Genomic DNA, 21,458 nt, shown 5'->3' with positions numbered 1-21,458 from the left:
GGACGGACGGCCCCCGAACCCGGCAGGGCGCCGGGAGAGCCGTACGAGCGGGGCGGGAATGCCTGCCGTGACACCGAATTCGACTGTGTGGCATTGGGGTTCGACGGGCGCGACGCCGACACGGCGCGGGCGGTGGCCGCCGACCGGGCAGACGTGGCCGCCGGACCAGCGACCGGGGTCGCGGGTGTCGCGCTGCCGGGCTGCACCGGAAGACCAACGGGGCGAACATCATTCGCCGGGGATGCCGATCGCACCGGGGCCGCGCCCGGTCGCGCCGCCCCGGTGCCCGGGCCCGCCGGAGCGGGCACCGATCGCAGCGGCGCGGCGACGGATCGCGCCACCGGCGACGGAGCCGCGGCCGGATGCGCCGTGCCGTTGACCGCCGACGGGGCGCCCGGACGGCGGGGAGCCGCGGCGGGCGGGGTATCGGTCATCGGCTGCCGGGTGCCCGGGATCCGCGACTGCGGGATCTCGCGGCGCGTGACCGGACCGTTGCCGCGAGCCGGGTCCGGCTGGCGGACAACGGGATTCGCGGCTTCATGCGGGTTGTCGATGCACTCGGCCGGGTCCAGGGCGAGGCGGTAGCCGCGCTTGACGACGGTCTGGATGGCCTTGGGGGTGCCCAGGCCCGCTCGCAGGCGGGCGATGGCGGTTTCCACGGCGTGGGTGTCATCGCCGCCGCCGGGGAGGGCGGCGAGCAGATCCTCGCGGGAGACCACGCGGCCCGGCTGCCGGGCCAGCGAACGCATGAGCGCCATCGGCGCGGGAGCCAGCTGTCGCACCTGACCGTCCACCACGACGCAGCCGCCGCGGACGCTGAGGACGTGGCCGGCGGCTTGAATCCGGTTGGCGCGCCGGGGCAGTTCCTCGGCGACGTGCCGGGCCAGCGCACCCAGGCGGGCTCGGCCGGGGCTCGTGGTGGGCACGCCCAGCTCCTCCAGCGGCGCGGCCGTGATCGGGCCGACGCAGGCGGGCAGCACCCGGGTCCGGAAGGCGTGCAGTACCGCCTCCAGCAGACCGGTTTCCTTGGCGCGCATGAGAAGTGAGGCCACAGCCGGGGCGCTGGTGAAGGTCACGCAGTCCAGTCCGGCCGTGACGATCCCCTCGATGAGGCGATCCATCGGGGTGCGGTCGTCCGGCGGGATCCACCGGTACACCGGCACCGGAACCACGTCGGCTCCGGCGCAGCGCAGCACCTCGCAGAAATCGGGGACAGGCTCCCATTCGGTGGTCGCGCCGTGCAGCTGCACCGCGATCCGCACCCCCTCGACGCCCTGCGCCAGCAGGTGATCGAGCACCTCGGCACTGGATTCCGAAGCGGGAGACCATTCTTCGCGCAGCTCGGCCGCGCGGATCGCGCCCTTGGCCTTGGGGCCGCGGGCCAGCATACGGGTCGAGGCCAGCGTGGAGCGCAGCTCCTCGGCCAGCCCCCAGCCCTCCGCGGCCTCCATCCAGCCGCGGAAACCGATGCCGGTGGTGGCGACCGCGATCTGCGGCGGGTCGGCGACCAGCTGTCGCGTCACCCGCTCCAGCTCGTTGTCGTCGGCCAGCGGAATGATCCGGATGGCCGGGGCGGAAACGACATTCGCGCCCCGGCGGGCCAGCAGGGTGCCGAGTTCGTCGGCACGCCGGGCAGCCGTGATGCCGACCGTGAAACCGGCCAGCGGAGTACCGCCGTCGACCTCGGTCATGCGGTACCGCCGACGAATTGCACCGGGTCGTTCGACACCGCGACCACGCCGTCCTCCACGCGCACCGCGTAGACCGGCAGGGAGATGGCGTCGTCGTCCAGGCAGCGTCCGTCGATCAGCGAGAACGCCTGCTTGAGCAGCGGGGACGCCACGACGGGCACGCCGCCGCGGTCGCCGACCAGGCCGCGCGACATGACCGCCGCGCGCCCGAACGGATCGATATTGCCGACGGCGAACAGCGTGCCGTCGGTGGTGAGGAACAGAGCCGCCTGGCGGCCGCCCTTCAGCAGCACCGCCACGCCGCGGCCGGGAATCAGATAGTCCTGTCGGCAGGCCTGGGTCCACCCCGAGGTGGTGGTGACTGCGGTGCCGGGTGTGTCGATCACGGTCATCGGTAACTCTCCTCCGAACGCCTTACCTATTGGTACCGGCGCCCTGTTTCCAAGTCGTTAAGCAGTCATTTCCCGTGCGTGGCGGGTTCTGTGGCCTGGGCCGCACCGACCGGAAGCTCCGGGATGCCGAGCAGGACGGGCACCTTGCGCTCGCCGCTCTCGTCGAAGCCGATGGTCGGGTCCGACTCCTCGGGGGCGTTGACGAAGGACACGAAGCGCGACAGCTTGCCCTCGTCCTCGAGCACGGCGGCCCACTCGTCCTTGTAGCCGTCCACGTGCTTGGCCATGGCGGCCTCCAGGTCGGCGGCGATGCCCAGGCTGTCCTCGCAGACGACGGCCTTGAGGTAGTCGATGCCGCCCTCCAGGGCCTCCTGCCACGGCGCGGTGCGCTGCAGGCGGTCCGCGGTGCGGATGTAGAACATCAGGTAGCGGTCGATGTACTTGATCAGCGTCTCGTCGTCGAGCTCACCGGCCAGCAGCACCGCGTGCTTCGGGGTCAGACCGCCGTTGCCGCCGACGTACAGGTTCCAGCCGTTCTCCGTGGCGATGACGCCGACGTCCTTGCCGCGGGCCTCCGCGCACTCACGCGCGCAACCCGACACGGCCAGCTTCAGCTTGTGCGGGGAACGCAAACCGCGGTAACGCTTTTCGAGCAGCACCGCCATGCCGACCGAGTCCTGCTGGCCGTAACGGCACCAGGTCGATCCGACGCAGGACTTCACCGTGCGCAGCGACTTGCCGTAGGCGTGACCGGACTCCATGCCCACGTCCACCAGGCGCTTCCAGATCAGCGGCAGCTGCTCGACGCGGGCGCCGAACAGGTCGATGCGCTGACCGCCGGTGACCTTCACGTACAGGTCGAATTCCTTGGCGATCTCACCGATGGTGATGAGCTGGTCGGCGGTCACCTCACCGCCGGGCATCCGCGGGACGACCGAGTAGGTGCCGTTCTTCTGCAGGTTGGCCAGGAAGTGGTCGTTGGTGTCCTGCAGCGAGGCCTGCTCGCCGTCGAGGATGTGATCGCTCGAGGTGGAGGCCAGGATGGAGGCCACCGTCGGCTTGCAGATGTCGCAGCCGGTGCCCTTGCCGTACTTGGCGATCAGGCCCGAGAAGGTGCGGACACCGGTCGACTGGATGATGTGGAACAGCTCCGCGCGCGACTGCGAGAAATGCTCGCACAGCGACTTGGAGACCTCCACACCCGACTGCTCCAGCAGCTTCTTGAGCATGGGAACACAACCGCCGCAGGAGGTTCCGGCATTGGTGCAGCTCTTGATGGCCGGGACGTCGCAGGCGCCGTCGGCGATCGCGCCGCAGATGGAGCCCTTCGAGACGTTGTTGCAGGAGCAGATCTGCGCGTCGTCGGGCAGCGCGTCCGCGCCCAGTTCCGCACCGGCCGGGGAGATCAGCGCGGCCGGATCGGCGGGCAGCGGGCGGCCGACCAGCGGACGCAGCGCCGAGTACTGGGTGGCGTCACCGACCAGGATGCCGCCGAGCAGGGTCTGCGCGTCGTCGGAGACGACCAGCTTGGCGTAGGTGCCCTTGGCGGCGTCGTGCAGCACCACCGACAGCGCGCCCTCGGTCTTGGCGTGCGCGTCACCGAAGGAGGCCACGTCCACGCCGAGCAGCTTCAGCTTGGTCGACATGTCCGCGCCCGGGAACTCGCCCTCACCGCCGAGCAGGCGGTCCGCGACCACCTCGGCGGTGCTGTACCCCGGGGCCACCAGGCCGTAGCAGACGCCCTCGACCGCGGCGACCTCACCGATGGCGTAGATGCTCGGGTCCGAGGTGCGCAGGCCCAGGTCGGTGATGACACCGCCGCGCGGGCCGACCTCGATGCCGGCGGCCTTGGCGATCTCGTCGCGGGGACGCACACCGGCGGCGAAAACCACCAGGGCGGCCCGCAATTCGCTCTCGTCGGACAGCGTGACGGTCAGCTTCTCCGCCGGCGGGGCCGCGTCGTCGGATGCGATCGAGGCGGTGCCGACACCGGTGTGCACGCTCAGGCCGAGCTCGGTGACCAGCTTCTCCAGGATCGCGCCGCCGCCCTCGTCGACCTGGGCGGGCATCAGCCAGTTGTTGTACTCGACCACGTGCGGGGTCATGCCCAGCAGGCGCAGCGCGTTGGCCGCCTCCAGACCGAGCAGACCGCCGCCGACCACCACGCCGACCGCGCCCGGACCGGCCGCCTCGGCGGTCGCCCGGATGCCGTCGAGATCCTCGAGGGTGCGGTAGACGTAGCAGCCCTCGACGTCGGCGCCCGGCACCGGCGGCACCCAGGCGTAGGAACCGGTCGCGAGAACCAGTGCGTCGTAACCGATCACGTCACCGGTGGAGGTGGTCACCTTGCGGGCGGCCTTGTCGATGCTGTCGGCGCGCACGCCCAGCCGTACCTCGACCAGGTCGTCGCCCTCGTAGCCATTGCCGGGCAGGGCCAGCGCGGAGGTCTCCCAGATGCCGACGTAGGAGGACAGTCCGACGCGGTCGTAGGCGGCCAGCTTCTCCTCGCTGAGCACGATGACCTGCCAGGTCCCGGCTTCGTCGCGGGAGCGCAGGGCCTCCACGAAGCGGTGTCCGACCATGCCGTGGCCGACGACGATCGCGGTTTTGCGTTCGATGCTGTGGGTCATGACGGTGTCCCTTTCGAGCTGGACTGGTCAGGCGCGAGCCGACGGAGTGGACGAGGCGGTGTTGGACGCACGATCGGTTGCGGCGGAGCCGGATTCGGCCTCGAGGACCAGGGCCTCCGCCTCGACGACGACATCGGCGTCAGCGGTATCGCTGGACAGCGCCCGCAGGCTCGGGCGGCGCATGAAGACCGCCCAGCAGACCAGGCCGCACAGCACGTAGAAGGCCATGAAGACCCAGAAGGCGGTGGTCGCGGACTTGGTGGAGGCGTAGGAGGTGCGCAGCATCAGGTTGATGCCGACGCCGCCCAGCGCGCCGATCGCGCCGACGAAGCCGATCAGCGCACCCGAGGTGTTGCGGGCCCACGCCGCGCGGCTGGCCGAATCACCTTCCAGGGAACGGGATTTGGCCTCGAACACCGAAGGGATGATCTTGGTGACCGCACCGTTGCCGATACCGGAGATGACGAACAGCGCGGTGAAACCGACGATCATGGCCACCAGCACGCCGCCCTTCGGGTGCCCGGCGTGATCGCCCATGGTGGACGACACCGCGACCACCACGGCCGCGAGCGTCATGGCCACGAAGGTGTACAGCGTGACCTTGCTGCCGCCGATCCGGTCGGCCCACTTGCCGCCATACGGGCGGGCCAGCGAACCCAGCAGCGGGCCGATGAAGGCGATCTGCGCGGCGTGCAGCGCGGCGGCGGAGACACTCGCGCCACCGGCCTTGAAGGTGATCTGCAGGACCTGGCCGAAAGCGAAGCTGTAGCCGATGAACGAACCGAAGGTGCCGATGTAAAGGAAGGCGATCGCCCAGGACTGCGGGACGCGCAGCGCCTTGAGCATGTAGGACAGGTCGGCCTTCTGGTTCTTGACGTTGTCCATGTACAGCGCCGCACCCACCGCGGCCACCGCGATCAGCACCAGGTACACCGCGCACACCACCGAGGCGTTGCCGTAGTGGTTGCCCAGGGTGGCGATGACCGCCAGGCCGATCAGCTGCACCACCGGAACGCCGATATTGCCGCCGCCCGCGTTCATGCCCAGCGCCCAGCCCTTGAGCCGCTGCGGGAAGAACACGTTGATGTTGGACATCGACGAGGAGAAGTTGCCGCCGCCCAGGCCCGCGAAGGCCGCCACGATCAGGAACGTCGTGTAGGAGGTGCCCGGCTGGTTGATGAAGTACAGCGTCAGCAGCGTCGGGATCAGCAGCAGCAGCGCGGACACGATGGTCCAGTTGCGCCCGCCGAACTTCGCGGTCAGCACGGTGTAGGGGATCCGCATGAAGCCGCCGACCAGGGTCGGCACCGCGCCCAGGAAGAACTTGCCGGCCGGATCGATGTGGAAGACGTCGGTCGGCATGAACAGCACCATGACCGACCAGATCGACCACACCGAGAACCCGATGTGCTCGGCGAAGACCGACCAGATCAGATTGCGGCGCGCGATGTCCTTACCACCGGCTTCCCAAGCCACGACATCCTCGGCATCCCAATGCTCGATGTCGCGCTTGCGGGTCAGCGTCGTCAACAAGAGGCCCTCCTGAAATCTGGATGGCCCCAAGGTAGAAAACGGGTATTGCGCCCGTGCTGCGCGAAATGTCCGGCAAATCAACGGTTGCTCACGAATTCCGGGTTTACGGCGTGAGATCCGGCCTTATGTTTCGCCTATGTGACACAAGAGTTTCCGGCGGTCACGAAACGCCTGAAAACGAGTTTTCGAGCCGTGAGGTGAGAGCCTTGCCACACAGCATGGCCCCAACCTCACGACTCGGCAACTCGAACAGTGAAATTCCGGCTAGTTCCCGGTGACCGCTAGTTCCAGCTGTCTTCCAGGAAACGCGGCTTGCACGCGACCCACGCGCCGGCCATCAGGATCAGCACCGCCACCGTGAGGAAGGCGAACGGCACCGGCCAGCCGCCGGTCATGGTGTGCAGCGTGCCGAACAGCAGCGGGCCCACGCACGCCACCGAGTAACCGACACCCTGGGTGAAACCGGACAGCGCGGCCGAACCGGCGCCGGTGCGGGTCCGCAGGTTGATCAGCGTCAGCGCCATCGGGAAGGTCGACGGGCCCAGGCCCAGCGCCAGCACCCACACCAGCGGGGCGCTCATCGGCGCGAACAACAGGCCGCCGAAGCCGATGAAGAAGAACACCGCGCAGCCGATCACCACCGGGAACGGATTGGCGATGCGGCCCACCACGATCGGCGCGCTCAAGGCCGCGACCAGGCCGATCAGCGCGAAGATGCCGACCATCGAGCCGCCGAACGCCGCGTCCGCGCCCGCGTCGCTGAAGATCGTCGGCAGCCAGGTGAACATCGAATAGGTGATCAACGAGGTCATGCCGAACATGAAGGCCATGCCCCAGGCCAGCGGCGAGCGCCACACCTTGCCGGTGGACTCGACCGCGTCCGCGAGCAGCTCGGTGGTGTCGAACCGGGCGTTCGCGCGGCGGGTGCGCAGCACCGCGATCCACGGCAGCGCGGCGGCGAAGGCCAGCGCGGCCCACATGCCCAGCGACAACCGCCAGCCGTGCGCGTCCGCGATCGGGACCGTGATCAGCGCCGGGAACACCGTGCCCAGCTGCACCATCACGATGTAGACCGAGCTGAGCAGTGCCAGCCGATCCGAGAAGTACCGCTTGACCAGTGGCGGGATCACCACATTGCCGATGCCCATACCGGCCAGCGCGAAGGCCGAGAAGGCCAGCAGCTGCCAGGTGTCGGGCACCAGGGCACGCAGCACCGAGCCGATACCGGTCATGAGCATGGCCGCCAGCGCGGTCATCTCCAGGCCGAATCGGCGCGAGAGCACGGGGGTGAGCAGGCCGCCGAGGGCGAACATGGCGGTCGGCAGCATGCCGAAGACGCCGACCACCGCGGTGGAGTAGCCGATGTCGTCGCCGATGCGGGCGGCCAGCGGGGTGAACGCGGTGACCGCGATCCGCAGCGTCAGCGCCGACATGACGATGGCGACCAGCACCAGCAGGCGACCCTCGAAGAGAGCGCGCCGGGAGAGTTCGGGCTTCGGCGATTCGAGATGGACGCGCCCCGGCTCGGCAGGGGTACGGGTCATGCCCCGCCCGGGGGCCATCGTCTCATCGATCGTCGCAGTCACCACGAAATCATAGGATGACCCGATGATGTGATGCAACGAATGTGAGGCAAGGTACGCTGTCCCCCGTGCAACCAGTCCGGCGCACGAGCCTCATCGCCCAGGTGACCGAGCAGCTTCGTGCCGAAATCCGTTCCGGCCGTTGGGCCGTCGGCTCGCGCATCCCCACCGAGCCCGAACTCACCGAACTCACCGGCACCGGCCGCAATACCGTGCGCGAGGCCGTCCAGGCCCTCGTGCACGCCGGCATGCTCGAACGCAGACAGGGCTCGGGCACCTACGTCATCTCGACCTCCACCCTCGGCGGCACCCTCACCGAGTACTTCGCCGACGCCCAGCAGCGCGACGTGCTCGAACTGCGCCAGGCCCTCGACACCACCGCCGCCCGGCTGGCCGCCGCCCGCCGCGACGACAACGACATCGCCGAACTGCGGCGACTGCTCGACGACCGGACCCGGCTGTGGGACAGCGACTTCGACGCCGCCATCGAGGCGGATGTGCAGCTGCACCGCGCCATCGTGGTCGCCAGCCACAACGCGGTGTACCTCGAGTTCTACGACTCGCTGCTGCCGGTGATCGCCGCGGGCATCCGTTTCCGGTCCGCGCGCGAGGGCGAGACCTACCACGACGAGCACGCCGAGCTGGTGGCCGCGGTGATCGACGGCGACCCCGACCGGGCGGCCCGCACGGCCAACTGCTTCCTGGACTCGCTCATGGCTGAATACCGGACGCTCGATAAGAATTTCGGGTAACCGAAGGGTCACCATGCGAATCTGGGCCAAGTGAGCCCGAATTGTCATCTCCGTCATGGAAAAACACCCGGACGTAAAACGGGCTTCCTACGGTTGACGGGACCGCAGATGAGGGCGGTCGCATCAGCCGAGAGGACAACCGCTCATGGCAACAGTTATCGAGCCTACCGAAATCACGTATCAGAAACGCGGGCGCTGGATCGACCGCTGGGAACCCGATAACACCGAATTCTGGGAAAACGGGGGTAAACAGACCGCCCGCAAGAATCTGATCTTCTCGGTATTCGCCGAGAACCTCGGATTCAGCGTCTGGGTGCTCTGGGCCAGCGTCGTCACCGCCATGGGCTCGGCCGGATTCGCCTTCCTGGGCAAGAACAATCCCGACGCCGTGAACAACGCCCTGCTGCTCACCTCCACCCCGACCCTGGTCGGCGCGGCGCTGCGGGTGCCCTACACCTTCGCCATTCCCCGCTTCGGCGGCCGCGCGTTCACCGCGTTCAGCGCGGGCATGCTGCTGCTGCCCACCCTGGGCCTGGCCTATTTCATCAACCAGCCCGGCACCCCGATGTGGGTGTTCATGGCGTTGGCCGCCATCGCCGGTGTCGGCGGCGGCAACTTCTCGTCCTCCATGGCGAATATCAACTTCTTCTTCCCCGAGGGTAAGAAGGGCGCGGCCCTGGGCATCAATGCCGCGGGCGGCAATCTCGGTGTGGCACAGACACAATTGTTCGTACCGCTCATCATCACGCTGGGCACGCACATCATGGCCAAGGACGCCGCCGGATACCGCTTCGGCATCACGCTCGCGGTGCTGGTGTGGATTCCGTTCATCCTCGCCGCCCTCTTCGGCGCACTGCGCTACATGGACTCGCTGAGCGGCGCGAAATCCGATGGCACGTCGTACAAGCGGGCGCTGGCCAACCGCCACACCTGGGTGATGGCCATCCTCTACATCGGCACCTTCGGCTCCTTCATCGGCTTCTCCTTCGCCTTCCCGACCCTGCTCAAGGCCAACTTCCCGAGCCTGGCCAAGATCGGGTGGATGAGCACGCTGGGCAACCTGGCCTTCCTCGGCGCCCTGGTCGGATCCTTCAGCCGCCCCTTCGGCGGGTGGATCGCCGACAAGCTCAGCGGCGCGCGGATCACGCTCTACGTCTTCGGCGGCATGGCGTTCGCCACCGCGCTCATCGTGGCGTCGTTGTCCGCCAAGAACTTCCCGCTCTACCTGGCCTCGTTCCTGCTGCTGTTCGTGCTCAGCGGCATCGGCAACGGATCGACCTACCGGATGATCCCGATGATCTTCACCGCGGAAGCGCGGCGGCACGCCTCGGAGACCGGGCAGGACATCGGCGAGGCACTGATCTCGGCCAAACGGCAGGCGGGCGCGGCCATCGGCGTGATCGGCGCGGTCGGCGCGGCGGGCGGCTGGATCCTGCAGCAGGCGCTGCGCCTGTCGAACACCCACTACCACAGCATGAATCCGGCCTTCTGGGGTTACGTGGCGGCCTACCTCGCCATGGGCGCGCTGTGCTGGTGGTTCTACCTGCGGTCCTCGTTCGCCGTCGGCCGGGCGCCCTCGCTCGCCCACGCGAACGTGTAAGACTCCCCAGCCGCCCCTGGGGAACGGAAGGGCCGCACCGGAATTCGTCGCCCGGTGCGGCCCTTCCGCATGCTCTCGCCCGCCCCTAGAGCAGCAGCCGGGTCATGTCCGCGGTGCGGGCCAGACCCGGGAACGCCTCGGGGGTGGAGCGCGGGTGCAGGGCGTGCACAGCCAGCCGGAACATGACCGCGCGCACCAGCATCTGCGGCCACTCGGGCAACTGGGCCCAGCGCTCCATCAGACCGTCGTCCGCGCCGCCCCAGGACAGCGCGTCCACCACGATGACCGCCGCCGCCCACGGCGCGGGACGCCAGTAGGGGGTGATGTCGGTCAGGCCGGGCGCGTAACCGCCGGAGAACAGCACGGTGCCGAACAGATCGCCGTGCACCAGCTGCGGGGGCGTGGCGACCGGCTTGCGCAGGGTCGACAACTGGGTGATCAGGGTCAGGCTGCGGTCGCCGTCCGGCGAAGTGGACGGCAGCATGCCGCCCAGCTTCAGGCTGCGCAGCGGAACCGCTTCCCACGCCGCGCGATCGGCGGCCGCGAACACGTCCACGTCGGCCCACGGCGCGACCGGCTGCGCGGCCAGGAAACGCGGGCGCTCCAGCTGCGCGGTCACCTGGTGCAGCCGCAGCGACAGCGACACCACTTCGTCGTGCCGCGGTTCCGGCACGCCTTCGAGGTAGGTGTCGGCGCGCCACCCGGATACGACATACCGTCCATCGGTGGCCCGTACCGGCCGCGCCAGGCGCAGCCCGTCCACCCGCAGCGTCTCGCGCACCTTCGCCGACCAGGCGGCCCGCGCATGATCGGTCACCGGGCTCAAGACGACATCGCCACACCGCCAGCCGCCATCCCAGTTCCCCAACGGGACCGGCGGTTCCTCGCGCAACCCGAAGGTTGAGCGCACATGCTCAGGAGGTTCCACAACAGTCATCGTCACGCGCGTACGGTACCGCTGGCCAGGTTTTCGCGACCCTCGCCGCGCCGACCGTTCCACACGCCGAAACCATGGTGTGAAACACCGGCGACCGAGGCGTTACCTCCGGGCTCCCGCACCGCCGCCGAACAGGCCCCCGTGCTGCCGCCGAGGGCCCGTCCGCGCGGGCTCAGTAGACCGGCAGGGAGGGGTCGACCTGGTTGGCCCAGGCGATGATTCCGCCCTGCAGGTGGGTGGCATCGGAGAAGCCCGCGTTCTTCAGGGCGGCGAGCGCCTCCGCGGAGCGGATACCGGTCTTGCAGTGCAGCACGATCGGGGTGTTCTGCGGCAGCTCCGACAGCGCCTCACCCGAGAGGATGCGGTCCTTCGGGATCAGGGTCGCGCCCTCGAGCCGGACGATGTCCCATTCCACGGGCTCGCGCACATCGATGATGGCCACGTCCTTGCCCGCGTCCAGCATCTCCTTGAGCTCCCGGGCGGTGATGGTGGAGCCGATGGCCGCGGCCTGGCCCTCCTCCGACACCACGCCGCAGAACGCGTCGTAGTCGATGAGCTCGGTGATGGGCTGACGCTCCGGATCGCGGCGCAGCTTGATGGTGCGGTAGCTCATGTCCAGTGCGTCGTACACCATGAGCCGCCCGAGCAGCGGGTCGCCGATCCCGGTGATCAGCTTGATCGCCTCGGTCACCATGATCGAGCCGATGGACGCGCACAGCACGCCCAGCACGCCGCCCTCGGCGCAGGACGGGACCATGCCCGGCGGCGGGGCCTCCGGGTACAGGTCGCGGTAGTTGATGCCCCTCTTCTCACCATCCGGCGTGTCGGGGGCGTCCTCCCAGAAGACCGAGACCTGGCCCTCGAAGCGGTAGATGGAACCCCACACGTACGGCTTGCCCGCCAGCACGGCGGCGTCGTTGACCAGGTAGCGGGTGGCGAAGTTGTCGGTGCCGTCGACGATCAGGTCGTACTGCCGGAACAGCTCGATCGCATTGTCGGGCTCGAGCCGAATCTTGTGCAGCTCCACCGTGATTCCGGAATTGATCTCCAGAATCGAGTCGCGGGCGCTGTCGGCCTTGGAGCGGCCGATATCGGATTCGCCGTGGATGATCTGCCGCTGCAGGTTCGACGCGTCGACCTCGTCGAACTCGACGATGCCGAGGGTGCCGACACCGGCGGCGGCCAGGTACAGCAGCGCCGGGGAGCCGAGCCCGCCCGCGCCGATCACCAGCACCTTGGCGTTCTTCAAACGTTTCTGACCGTCCACCCCGAGATCCGGGATGATCAGATGGCGGCTGTAGCGGGCGACCTCGTCCCGGGTCAGCTCCGCCGCCGGCTCCACCAAGGGCGGCAGGGAGGGATGCGATGCTGTCACGTGTGCGGACTCCTCAATCGAATTCGCCGGAAACTCGCGGCCATTTCTGCAACACAGCGACCGGGACCGTTCTTCCCCAAGCCTAGTCCCGTTCGAACCGGGGTGATCAGCGGCCGGAATCCGCCGCTGGAGGGCGGCGGCCGCTCAGGCGCGGGGGTAGGGCCAGGGGTTGAAGCGGCAGGTCTTGCCGTCCATCGGCACCACGCCTTCGGGATCCAGCTTCGCGATGTCGTTGTTCCGGGTTCCGAAGGTCTGCTGCATCATGACCGGGGCCAGCCCGCCGTCGGTCTCGCACGGCTGGTGCTCGTGGTAGCCGAGGGCATGGCCCACTTCGTGATTGATCTGGTACTGCCGATACGAGCCGACATCGCCCTCGAAGGCCGGGGCCCCGCGCACCCAGCGCACCTCCGAGAGCACGACGCGGCCCAGTTCGGTGTTGTAGCAGGAGGAGTCGACCGGGATTTCGAAACCGCACGACTTGCGGGTGGTGTCGCGCGAGGTCAGCGAGATGCGGAAGTCCGGGTTGCCGGTGTCGACGCGGCGCAGCGCGAAGCGCGGATCATGGGTCCAGGACTTGGGATTGGCGAGGGTGGCGTCGATCATCTGCGCCACCGCCGCATCACCGCCCAGGGACGCGGTGTCCACCCCGTTCTCGATCTCGACGGAGTAGGTGAAGGCGTGCTGGGTGCCGGTGCCGACCTGAGCGCTGGTACCCGGGATCACCCGCCAGGTGCCCGCGCCGGTGTCGGTGTAGGCCCCGCCGGGCGGGACCGCGCCGGTCGGCAGGTCGACGGCGTACTTGCCGTCGCCCTTGGGCGCGCCGCCGATGATGCGGCCCGGCTTGTCGGTGTACTCGCTCAAGCGACCGAATCCGGGCAGCCCGGCATCGCTGTCACCGGTGTGGCGGAAGGCGTCGACGGCGACCACGACGGTGATCACCAGCAGTACCGGCAGGGCGTAGGCCCGCCAGCCGTAGGTGTTCACGAACCGGCCCAGCGGACTCTGCTTCTTGGTCTCGCGTTCGGGGCGGGGGCGATTGCGGGCGTCGGCGGGCGGGGAGGTGGGGTCCCAGCGGGCGCGCAGCGGCTGATGCGGCAGCGGGCGGTCCTCGGCGGGGAGGTCCGGATCGGGTGGCGCGATGAGCCCAGAAGATACCGACGGGCCGGTCTCCGATGCGCCGTCGTCGTCGTACAAACCGAGCGGATCGTAGATCGGCCCGCTGGGTCTACCCCGTCGCTTGTTGCCGGCGGCCTTCTCGGTCACGCCTGACAGACTCTCACAGCCCGGCCGGTCACCGAGAGCTGCCGTCCCAGCCCGTGATCATTGCTGCGAGATATCTCACGCTAATGCGGCAGACCTCACAAATCGGAACATGTGCTACACAGTTGTGATCGGCCTCGCATAATCAAAGCGAGCATCACGCGACCAATATTCGGAACCTGGATCGGCAGCGGCCCCCTGAGCGCGTATCGTTCGTGGGATACCGGTGAACATCCTTCGCACCGGGAATCAACTGGGAGAAATAGGCAATGACTGACCTCGTGGACCGGATGACATCGCACCGCATGTCATCCGAGGCCATGGCGACGAGCAAGCGCGGCACCCGTCTGCCCCGCGAGGCGCGCCGCGCGCAGCTTCTCGCCGCAGCCAGCGAGGTCTTCGTGCAACGCGGCTATCACGCCGCCGGCATGGATGAGATCTCGCAGTGCGCCGGCGTCAGCAAACCGGTGCTCTACCAGCACTTCTCGAGCAAGCTCGAGCTGTACCTGGCAGTGCTGCAGAACTACGTCGACGTGCTGGTGTCGAGCGTGCGCCAGGCGCTGCGCTCCACCACCGACAACAAGCAGCGCGTGCGCGCCGCCGTCGCCGCGTACTTCGACTTCGTCGACCATGAAACCCAGGGCTTCCGACTGGTTTTCGAATCGGATCTGACCAATGAGCCGCAGGTGCAGCGCCGGGTCGAGCAGGCCACCGAGGCCTGTGTGGACGCGGTGTTCGACCTGGTCGCCCACGACTCCGGTCTGGACCCCTACCGGGCCCGCGTACTCGCGGTCGGCTTGGTCGGCGCCAGCCAGCTCAGCGCCCGGTACTGGCTCGAGGCGGACCGGCCGATTCCCAAGGACGACGCCGTCGACACCACGGTCGCGCTGTGCTGGGGCGGGCTCAAGCACGTTCCGCTGCACCCGATCGATTGAGAGATAACAACTCTCGTTGAATCAAAAAGAATTGGCCCGCCGACTAAGTCGGCGGGCCAATTCTTTTGGCGCGATCTACCGCGTCGCGCGCGGGAAAACTAGACGGCGGCGAAGCCGACACGACCCGAGGACGGAGCGCCGATCTCGACGTAGGCGACCTTCGCGGCCTGGATCAGGAACTTGCGGCCCTTCTCGTCGGTGAGCGCCACGACGCCGCCCTCACCCTGCAGCGCACCGCTGACGAGCGCCTCGACCTCGGCCGGGGTCTGCGAGCTGTTGATGACGAGCTCACGCGGGCTATCCGAAATGCCGATCTTGACCTCCACGGCCAACCTCCGAACCTAGAGTCGTAGTCCTGTCCCGATCACGCTAGCGCAGCCGCGACCGCCATCGGCCCCGACCGCCTGCGCTGATAGCGAAACTCAGCCCAGGCCGAGCACGCGCATGCGCTCGGTGTGGCTGTTCTGCATGTGCTCGAACAGCGTGGCGATGCCGTTCAGGTCGCCGGTCGCGGTGAGCACCAGCTCGGTCAGCTCGTCGCGCTGGGCCATCACGTACTGCGCCTGGGTGATCGCCTCGCCCAGCAGCCGGCGGCCCCACAGCGCCAGCCGGTCGCGCTCGGACCGGTTCTGCGCGACCGCGCCGCGCACCTCCTCGATCACGAACTCGGAGTGGTTGGTCTCGGCCAGCACGTCGCGCACCACGTCGGCGACCTCGGGAGCCAGGGCGCCGGCGATCTCGGTGTAGAAGTCGGCGGCGATGCCGTCACCGACGTAGAACTTGACCATCGACTCCAGCCAGGTGGAGGGGTCGGTGGAGGCGTGATAGGCGTCCAGGGCGCGCACGAAGGGGGCCATGGCGTCGAAGACGTCCGTACCACGGTCGGCGAGGGCGCGTTCCAGGGTCTGGAAATGCTCGGCCTCGTTGCCCGCCATCTTGGCGACGGCCACCTTGCCGCGCAGCGTGGGCGACAGTTTGGCCTCTTCGGCGAGACGGTAGAAGGCGGAGATCTCGCCATAGGCGAGGACGGCGAAGAGGTCGGTGACACCCGGGTGTTCGGCGGCGATGAGGTGGCCCGTGGGCTCCGGGGCGGTGGACGAGTTTGCTCCCATGGGTCCCCACCCTAGCCCCAGAAAACGCCGTGCATTCACCCATCGAGGGGCGGGTCGCGAGCGCACTCTCGACTTACCCGAAAAGCATTGCGCCACAGAGTTGTTCACAACCCGCCGGTGCCGTTCACGACCCGCCGGGCCCCGATCAGGCCAGGTCGCGCAGGAACTTGTCCAGATAGGTCCACGTGGTGTCGCGGGCGAGGAGAATGCCGAGGTGCGAGCCGGGTGCGGTCTCGTACCGCACATTCGGCGATCCGGTCAGGGTCTTCGTTCCGTGCTCCACGGCGGCGGCCGCGGTGATCGCGTCCTGCGGTCCGCCGACCAGCAGCACCGGCTGGGTGACCTCGGCCAGCGCGATCGCGCGCTCGCCCAGCCGCAGCCCGCCCTTGCCGATGTCGTTGTTGAGGATGAAGCGACCCCACAGCTGGTTGTAGAACCGTCCCGGATAGCCGGGCAGCGAATTCTGGAACCGGTCGATGGTCTCCATCCGGGCCAGGGTCGCGGTGTCGGCGATATTGCTCGCGATGAACAGCGGGCGCTCGAGTTCCCGGTTCCAGGCGGTGGCCCGGTAGGCGAACCGGGTGATCTGCGCCGAGACGCCGCCGAGGGCGCGGATCGCGGTGGTCGCGGTGCGGCCGCCGTCGAGGCGGGCCAGGGAGCGGAGCTCGCGGGCGCCGAACATGTGGTCGTAGCTCAGGGGCGCGCCCACCGCGGTGATCGAGCGGATGGGCAGCGTCTGGTCGGCCGCGGCGGTCAGGAGGGCCAGCACTCCGCCGATGGACCAGCCCACCAGGTCGACCGGGCGGCCACCGCGATCGGCGGACACCTGGCGGATGGCCTCGGGCAGGATGTCGTCGATCCAGGTCTCGAACCCCATGCGGCGGTCGTCGAAGGTGATGTCGCCGTAGTCGACCAGGTAGGGGGCGCGGCCGGAGTCCAGGAGGAACCGGGCCAGACTCTGGTCGGGGCGCAGGTCGAAGCAGAAGGCGGGCGCGGCCAGCGGCGGCACCAGCAGCACGGCCGGATCGTCGGGGCCCGCGCCGTCGTAGCGGCGCAGTTCGCGGTGCGGCGCGTCGGACAGCACCGTCGAGGGGGTGGGGTCGGGGGCCTCGATGCCGTCGCCGAACGTCAGGGCCCACGCGTTGCGCGCTGCGGTTGTCACGGTGTCTGCCAAGCTCACGGCACCACCATGACAGATAGTGGTACACGACGTATCACACATGTGAGCAACTCAACTGCCGGTCGCGCGGTCCACACCCGCTCTCGGACCGAATTATGGTGCGCCGCAATCATTAACGCTACTGCGAAACCCCGGATCAGACCCGTATCGGATATCGATAAGCGCGCCTACCAGCGTAATAATGCCGCACATCGGCGGTGGCGGAAAACAGGGCGAAGGTCGTATCACGCTACAATCTCCGCGGACGGTGGAAATTCATACCCGCCAGTCCATGGAAAATGTGCGCGCACTCCGATCCGCAGCACTGCACCGCCGCGCCAGGTCGACGCCCATCCCCCGGACAGGCATCCCAGCAGCGGCGAGAAACCGGATCTAGTGGTCGTCGCGGGCCGTCCGGGTCCGCCCCACGCCTCGTGCGCGCGAGACGCGATAAACGAGGAAAGGCAAGAACCTGAGCAAGATCACCGTAGAGCAGGAACCGGGTGTGGCGGACACGCTGCTGACCGCGGAACTCGACGACACCCACCTCGCCCCCACTTTCGCCGAATTGGGCGTGCGCCCCGAAATCGTCCGGGCCCTCGCCGACATCGGCATCGAACGCACTTTCGCCATTCAGGAACTCACCCTGCCGCTCGCGCTGGCCGGTGAGGATCTCATCGGCCAGGCCCGCACCGGTATGGGTAAGACCTTCGGTTTCGGTGTGCCGCTGCTGAACCGGATCGCCACCGCCGGCTCCGGCACCAAGACCCTCGATGGCACCCCGCGCGCCCTGATCATCGTTCCGACCCGCGAGCTCTGCATGCAGGTCACCGAGGATCTGGAGAACGCCAGCAAGTACCTGAAGGACGACCAGGGCACCCCGGTCCGCGTGACCGCCATCTACGGCGGCCGCCCCTACGACACCCAGATCGCGGCGCTGCGCGCCGGCGTCGACGTGGTCGTCGGCACCCCGGGCCGCCTGCTGGATCTGGCCCAGCAGAATCACCTGATCCTGGGCAAGGTGGAGGTGCTCGTCCTCGACGAGGCCGACGAAATGCTCGACCTGGGCTTCCTGCCCGATATCGAGCGGATCCTGAACATGGTCCCCGAGCAGCGGCAGACCCTGCTGTTCTCGGCCACCATGCCGGGCCCGATCATCACCCTGGCCCGCACCTTCCTGAGCCGGCCCACCCACATCCGCGCCGAGGAGCACCACGAATCCGCGGTGCACGACCGGATCACCCAGCTGATCTACCGGGCGCACGCGCTCGACAAGAGCGAGCTGGTCGCCCGCATTCTGCAGGCCGAGACCCGCGGCGCGACAATGATTTTCGCGCGCACCAAGCGGACCGCGCAGAAGGTCGCCGACGATCTGGCCGAGCGCGGCTTCGCGGTCGGCGCGGTACACGGCGACCTCGGGCAGATCGCCCGCGAGAAGGCGCTGAAGAAGTTCCGCGAAGGCAAGATCGACGTGCTGGTCGCCACCGACGTGGCCGCCCGCGGCATCGACATCGACGACGTCACCCACGTCGTCAACTACCAGTGCCCCGAGGACGAGAAGACCTACGTGCACCGCATCGGCCGCACCGGCCGCGCGGGCAAGACCGGCGTCGCGGTCACCCTGGTCGACTGGGACGAGCTGAACCGCTGGGCCATGATCGACAAGGCCCTGGGCCTCGGCATTCCGGAACCGGCGGAGACCTACTCCCGCTCCCCGCACCTGTACGAGGAGCTCGGCATCCCGCAGGGCGTCACCGGCACCGTGCGCAAGGGCCCGGCCCCGCGCGACGAGGACGCCGTCGTCGTCGAACGCGAACGCCGCGCGCCCCGTGAACGCAATCGCCGACGCACCCGTGGCGGCCGTACCGAGGGTGACGCGGCTCCGGCCGCCACCACCACCGAAACCGTTGCCGCCGAGACGGATTCGACCACCGGTGACCCGGAGAAGACCGGCCGCCGTCGTCGCCGCCGCCGTCGCGGCAAGGGCGGCGCGAACGGAGCGGAGGCCACCGGCACGGTCCAGGCCACCACCTCGGTGGAGACCGAAGCCGCCGGTGAACCGGCGGGCGAGGCAGCCGCCGAGGGCGGCCGCAACCGCCGACGCAACCGCCGCGGGCGGGGTTCGGCCGAATCCGGCGCGAGCACCGTCGCCACCGAGGTCGCGGCCACCACCGCCGACGCGCCTCCGGCCACATCAGCGCCCGTCGTGGCGCAGGACCAGGCTCCCGCGGCTGTCGCGACGGCCGATTCCGGTGCGGACGCGCCCCCGACGGCGGCTTCGCGCAAGCGCACTCGTGGCGCCAAGGCGGCCGCGCCGGTGGCCGACGAGCATTCGGCGGGCACCGAGGTCGTGGCGGTCGAGGCCGCGTCGCAGGATGCGGAAGCGCCGCGCAAGCGCGTCCGCCGCAAGGCCACGGCCGAGGCCGGTTCGGTGGCTGCCACCGACAGCGCCGCGGCGGACCCGAAGCCCGAGACCGCCGTGGCCGCCGAGACAGCGCCCGAGGCCGCGGCACCGCGCAAGCGGTCCACTCGGACCAAGGCCACCACCGAATCCGCCACCGGCGCAAACGGTTCCGCCGTCGCGGCGGACGCCGCGGTAGCGGCCGAGGCCAAGGATGATTCGGGCGAGGTCGCCATGGCCGCGCCGAAGAAGCGGGCGAGCCGCGCCAAGGCCGCTGTCGAGGTGGTCGCGGAGGACTCCGCCGAGGCTCCGAAGAGCGCGCCGCGCAAGCGCACTCGCAAGGCCGCGGCCGAGACCGCCGCTGTCGTCGACGCCGTCGCGGCGGACGAGGCGCCGAAGAAGGCGCCGGCCAAGCGGACTCGCAAGGTCGCCGCCGCTGCCGCCGACACCCAGGCCGAATCCGCCGACAGCACGACGGAGCCGGCTGCCAACGGCAAGGCGAAGTCCACCGCCGCGAAGGCCGCGCCCGCCAAGGCCAAGGCCGCGACGAAGAAGGCCGCCGCCGCGACCGGTGAGGTCGTGGCCGAGGCGGAGGCGCCGAAGAAGCGGGTTCGCAAGGCCGTGAAGGCGGCGGCGACGTCCGAGGTCGAGGCCGTCGAGCCGGGTACCGCGGCAAGCGGTTCCGCGGCGGCCCCGGTGAAGCGGACGCGTCGCAAGAAGACCGAGGACGGGGCGGAGGGCGCCGTCACGGTGCCCGACACCGCGGTCGCGGCCTCGGCCTAGTCGGGCGGATCGGCTACTCTCGCTGTCGTGCTCGCACCCGAGCGGCGGACGCGCGCCGATATTCTCACTGCTGTCGCGATCGCCGCTCTGGTGGCGATCGCGACAGTGGTCGTGGTGCTGACCAGCGGTGTTCGCGGTACCCACGCCAGTACGGCCACCCGCACCCTGCCCGCGCCGATCTCCACCGATCCGGTGCCCCAGCAGGTCGCCGAGCTGTGGCATGCCTCCGACGGGGCGGCCCAGCGGTCGTTGGTGGTGGGCGGCGTGGCCGTCACCGCCGACGGCGGCACGGTGTCGGGGCGCGATCCCCGCACCGGTGAGCAGGTGTGGACCTACGAGCGGGATCTGCCGCTGTGCGCGGTGGAGGTCCAGTTCGGCACGGTCATCGCCACCTACAAGGATCAGCGCGGGTGCAGTCAGACCACACTGCTCAACGCCGAGAACGGCTCTCGGGTGGCGGCCCGGTCCAGCTACATGGACGACAAGATCACGCTTGCCCCCGACAGCACCTACATGCTGGCGCAGGGTCCGCGGCGGCTGGAACTGTGGCGTTCGGACATGGTTCGCACCCTCGAGTACGGCTATGTCGACGCCCCGGTGAACCCGCACACCCAGCCGCGCAGCGGGTGCGCCCTGGTGTCGTCGGCTTCGGCGCCGAGCCGGGTGGCGGTGCTGGAACGCTGCCCGAACGAGGCGGCCGCGCGACTGACCATCCTCAATCCCGCGCCGAAGGACGGCACCACGCCGGAGGAGTACAGCTCGCACGTGCTCACCGAGCCGGGCGGCGCGGTCGACGGGGCGAAGGTGATCGCGGTGTCCGACACCAGGATCGCGCTCTACCTACCCGGAACCCCGTCCACCACACCGGTTCTCGCGCTCTACGACGTGAACGGCAATCTGATTGCTACACACCAGATGCCGGCGTTCTCCGACACCGCCATGGTGGCGCGGCTGTCGTCGGGCTACTTCGTCTTCACCGGTGAGGCGCTGGTCGCGCTGAACCTCGCCACCCTGGACCCGCTGTGGGGCACCCACAATGTGCTCGGCACCGCCGCGCTGATGTCCGGCCAGCTGATCGCCCCGATCCCGGACGGGCTGGCCATCCTGGATCCCGCCACCGGCGCCCAGCTATCGCGAATCCCGCTGCAGCGCAGCGACTACCACAAGGAACCCATCTCGCTCGGGGTGTCGGGCACCGTGTTCCTGGAACGCCGCGGCACGCAGGTGTACGGAGTCGGCGCCCGCCCCTGAGGCCCTCGTAGGTCACCGCGCCAGCTGATTTCGCGGCGGTCGGGATAGCTCTCCCCCGGGGACG

Annotated in this window: 14 protein-coding genes and 2 pseudogenes; 5 read left to right on the top strand and 11 right to left on the bottom strand. The window is 69.2% G+C overall.

Annotation, left to right across the window (positions count from 1 at the left end; genetic code table 11):
* Positions 1-536 precede the first annotated feature (536 nt).
* The 5 genes and pseudogenes from ACFRAQ_RS04730 to ACFRAQ_RS04710 all read right to left on the bottom strand — a co-directional run.
* Positions 537-1,691: pseudogene (locus ACFRAQ_RS04730) on the bottom strand (uroporphyrinogen-III synthase); the annotation flags it as partial.
* Positions 1,688-2,083, bottom strand: coding sequence for a nitrite reductase small subunit NirD (gene nirD, locus ACFRAQ_RS04725; RefSeq protein WP_357283661.1), 396 nt, complete (start codon positions 2,081-2,083; stop codon positions 1,688-1,690). The gene nirD and the pseudogene ACFRAQ_RS04730, both read right to left, overlap by 4 nt.
* Positions 2,084-2,148: 65 nt before the next feature.
* Positions 2,149-4,713, bottom strand: coding sequence for a nitrite reductase large subunit NirB (nirB, locus tag ACFRAQ_RS04720; RefSeq protein WP_379094165.1), 2,565 nt, complete (start codon positions 4,711-4,713; stop codon positions 2,149-2,151).
* Positions 4,714-4,740: 27 nt separating this feature from the next.
* Positions 4,741-6,246, bottom strand: a complete 1,506-nt coding sequence (locus ACFRAQ_RS04715; RefSeq protein ID WP_379094163.1) for a nitrate/nitrite transporter — start codon at positions 6,244-6,246, stop codon at positions 4,741-4,743.
* A gap of 281 nt (positions 6,247-6,527) precedes the next feature.
* Positions 6,528-7,790, bottom strand: a complete 1,263-nt coding sequence (locus ACFRAQ_RS04710; RefSeq protein WP_379095832.1) for a CynX/NimT family MFS transporter — start codon at positions 7,788-7,790, stop codon at positions 6,528-6,530.
* Between the two features lie 107 nt (positions 7,791-7,897).
* On the opposite strand from ACFRAQ_RS04710, the gene ACFRAQ_RS04705 reads away from it, so the two are divergent.
* Both ACFRAQ_RS04705 and ACFRAQ_RS04700 read left to right on the top strand, forming a co-directional pair.
* On the top strand, positions 7,898-8,581 hold the full coding sequence (locus ACFRAQ_RS04705; RefSeq protein ID WP_379094161.1) for a FadR/GntR family transcriptional regulator: 684 nt from the start codon (positions 7,898-7,900) through the stop codon (positions 8,579-8,581).
* A gap of 145 nt (positions 8,582-8,726) precedes the next feature.
* Entirely contained in the window at positions 8,727-10,181 is a 1,455-nt protein-coding gene (locus ACFRAQ_RS04700) for an MFS transporter (protein ID WP_379094158.1), read from the top strand.
* A gap of 85 nt (positions 10,182-10,266) precedes the next feature.
* Here ACFRAQ_RS04700 and ACFRAQ_RS04695 read toward each other — a convergent pair whose 3' ends face one another.
* The 3 genes from ACFRAQ_RS04695 to ACFRAQ_RS04685 form a co-directional block, all read right to left on the bottom strand.
* On the bottom strand, positions 10,267-11,118 hold the full coding sequence (locus ACFRAQ_RS04695) for a TIGR02569 family protein (RefSeq protein ID WP_379095830.1): 852 nt from the start codon (positions 11,116-11,118) through the stop codon (positions 10,267-10,269).
* A gap of 172 nt (positions 11,119-11,290) precedes the next feature.
* The gene (gene moeZ, locus ACFRAQ_RS04690; RefSeq protein WP_379094156.1) at positions 11,291-12,493 is read right to left on the bottom strand and encodes an adenylyltransferase/sulfurtransferase MoeZ; all 1,203 of its coding nucleotides are present in this window, start codon (positions 12,491-12,493) and stop codon (positions 11,291-11,293) included.
* Positions 12,494-12,637: 144 nt separating this feature from the next.
* Complete coding sequence (locus tag ACFRAQ_RS04685) at positions 12,638-13,633, bottom strand: DUF3152 domain-containing protein (protein ID WP_379095827.1); 996 nt, start codon at positions 13,631-13,633, stop codon at positions 12,638-12,640.
* A 389-nt stretch (positions 13,634-14,022) separates the two neighbouring features.
* On the opposite strand from ACFRAQ_RS04685, the gene ACFRAQ_RS04680 reads away from it, so the two are divergent.
* A complete protein-coding gene (locus tag ACFRAQ_RS04680) occupies positions 14,023-14,688 on the top strand; it encodes a TetR/AcrR family transcriptional regulator (protein WP_357283651.1) in 666 nt (221 codons plus the stop codon).
* A gap of 98 nt (positions 14,689-14,786) precedes the next feature.
* On the opposite strand, the gene ACFRAQ_RS04675 is transcribed toward ACFRAQ_RS04680, so the two are convergent.
* From ACFRAQ_RS04675 to ACFRAQ_RS04665, 3 genes are all read right to left on the bottom strand, one after another.
* Positions 14,787-15,014 carry a DUF3107 domain-containing protein gene (locus ACFRAQ_RS04675; protein ID WP_213559758.1) on the bottom strand — a complete coding sequence of 76 codons (228 nt, stop codon included), beginning with the start codon at positions 15,012-15,014 and terminating at the stop codon, positions 14,787-14,789.
* Between the two features lie 96 nt (positions 15,015-15,110).
* A complete protein-coding gene (locus ACFRAQ_RS04670) occupies positions 15,111-15,800 on the bottom strand; it encodes a ferritin-like fold-containing protein (protein ID WP_379094153.1) in 690 nt (229 codons plus the stop codon).
* Between the two features lie 145 nt (positions 15,801-15,945).
* Entirely contained in the window at positions 15,946-16,980 is a 1,035-nt protein-coding gene (locus ACFRAQ_RS04665; protein ID WP_379094150.1) for an alpha/beta fold hydrolase, read from the bottom strand.
* 484 nt (positions 16,981-17,464) lie between these two features.
* On the opposite strand from ACFRAQ_RS04665, the pseudogene ACFRAQ_RS04660 reads away from it, so the two are divergent.
* Both ACFRAQ_RS04660 and ACFRAQ_RS04655 read left to right on the top strand, forming a co-directional pair.
* Positions 17,465-18,833, top strand: a pseudogene (locus ACFRAQ_RS04660) (DEAD/DEAH box helicase); the annotation flags it as partial.
* Positions 18,834-20,170: 1,337 nt separating this feature from the next.
* Positions 20,171-21,394 carry a hypothetical protein gene (locus ACFRAQ_RS04655; protein ID WP_379094147.1) on the top strand — a complete coding sequence of 408 codons (1,224 nt, stop codon included), beginning with the start codon at positions 20,171-20,173 and terminating at the stop codon, positions 21,392-21,394.
* Positions 21,395-21,458: the final 64 nt, after the last annotated feature.

Origin of the sequence: Nocardia sp. NPDC056611 (genome assembly GCF_042792755.1) — a bacterium.
In the GTDB taxonomy this organism is placed as follows: Bacteria; Actinomycetota; Actinomycetes; order Mycobacteriales; family Mycobacteriaceae; genus Nocardia.
Note: the sequence above shows the minus strand (reverse complement) of the source record. Positions and strands in the feature narration are given on the sequence as shown.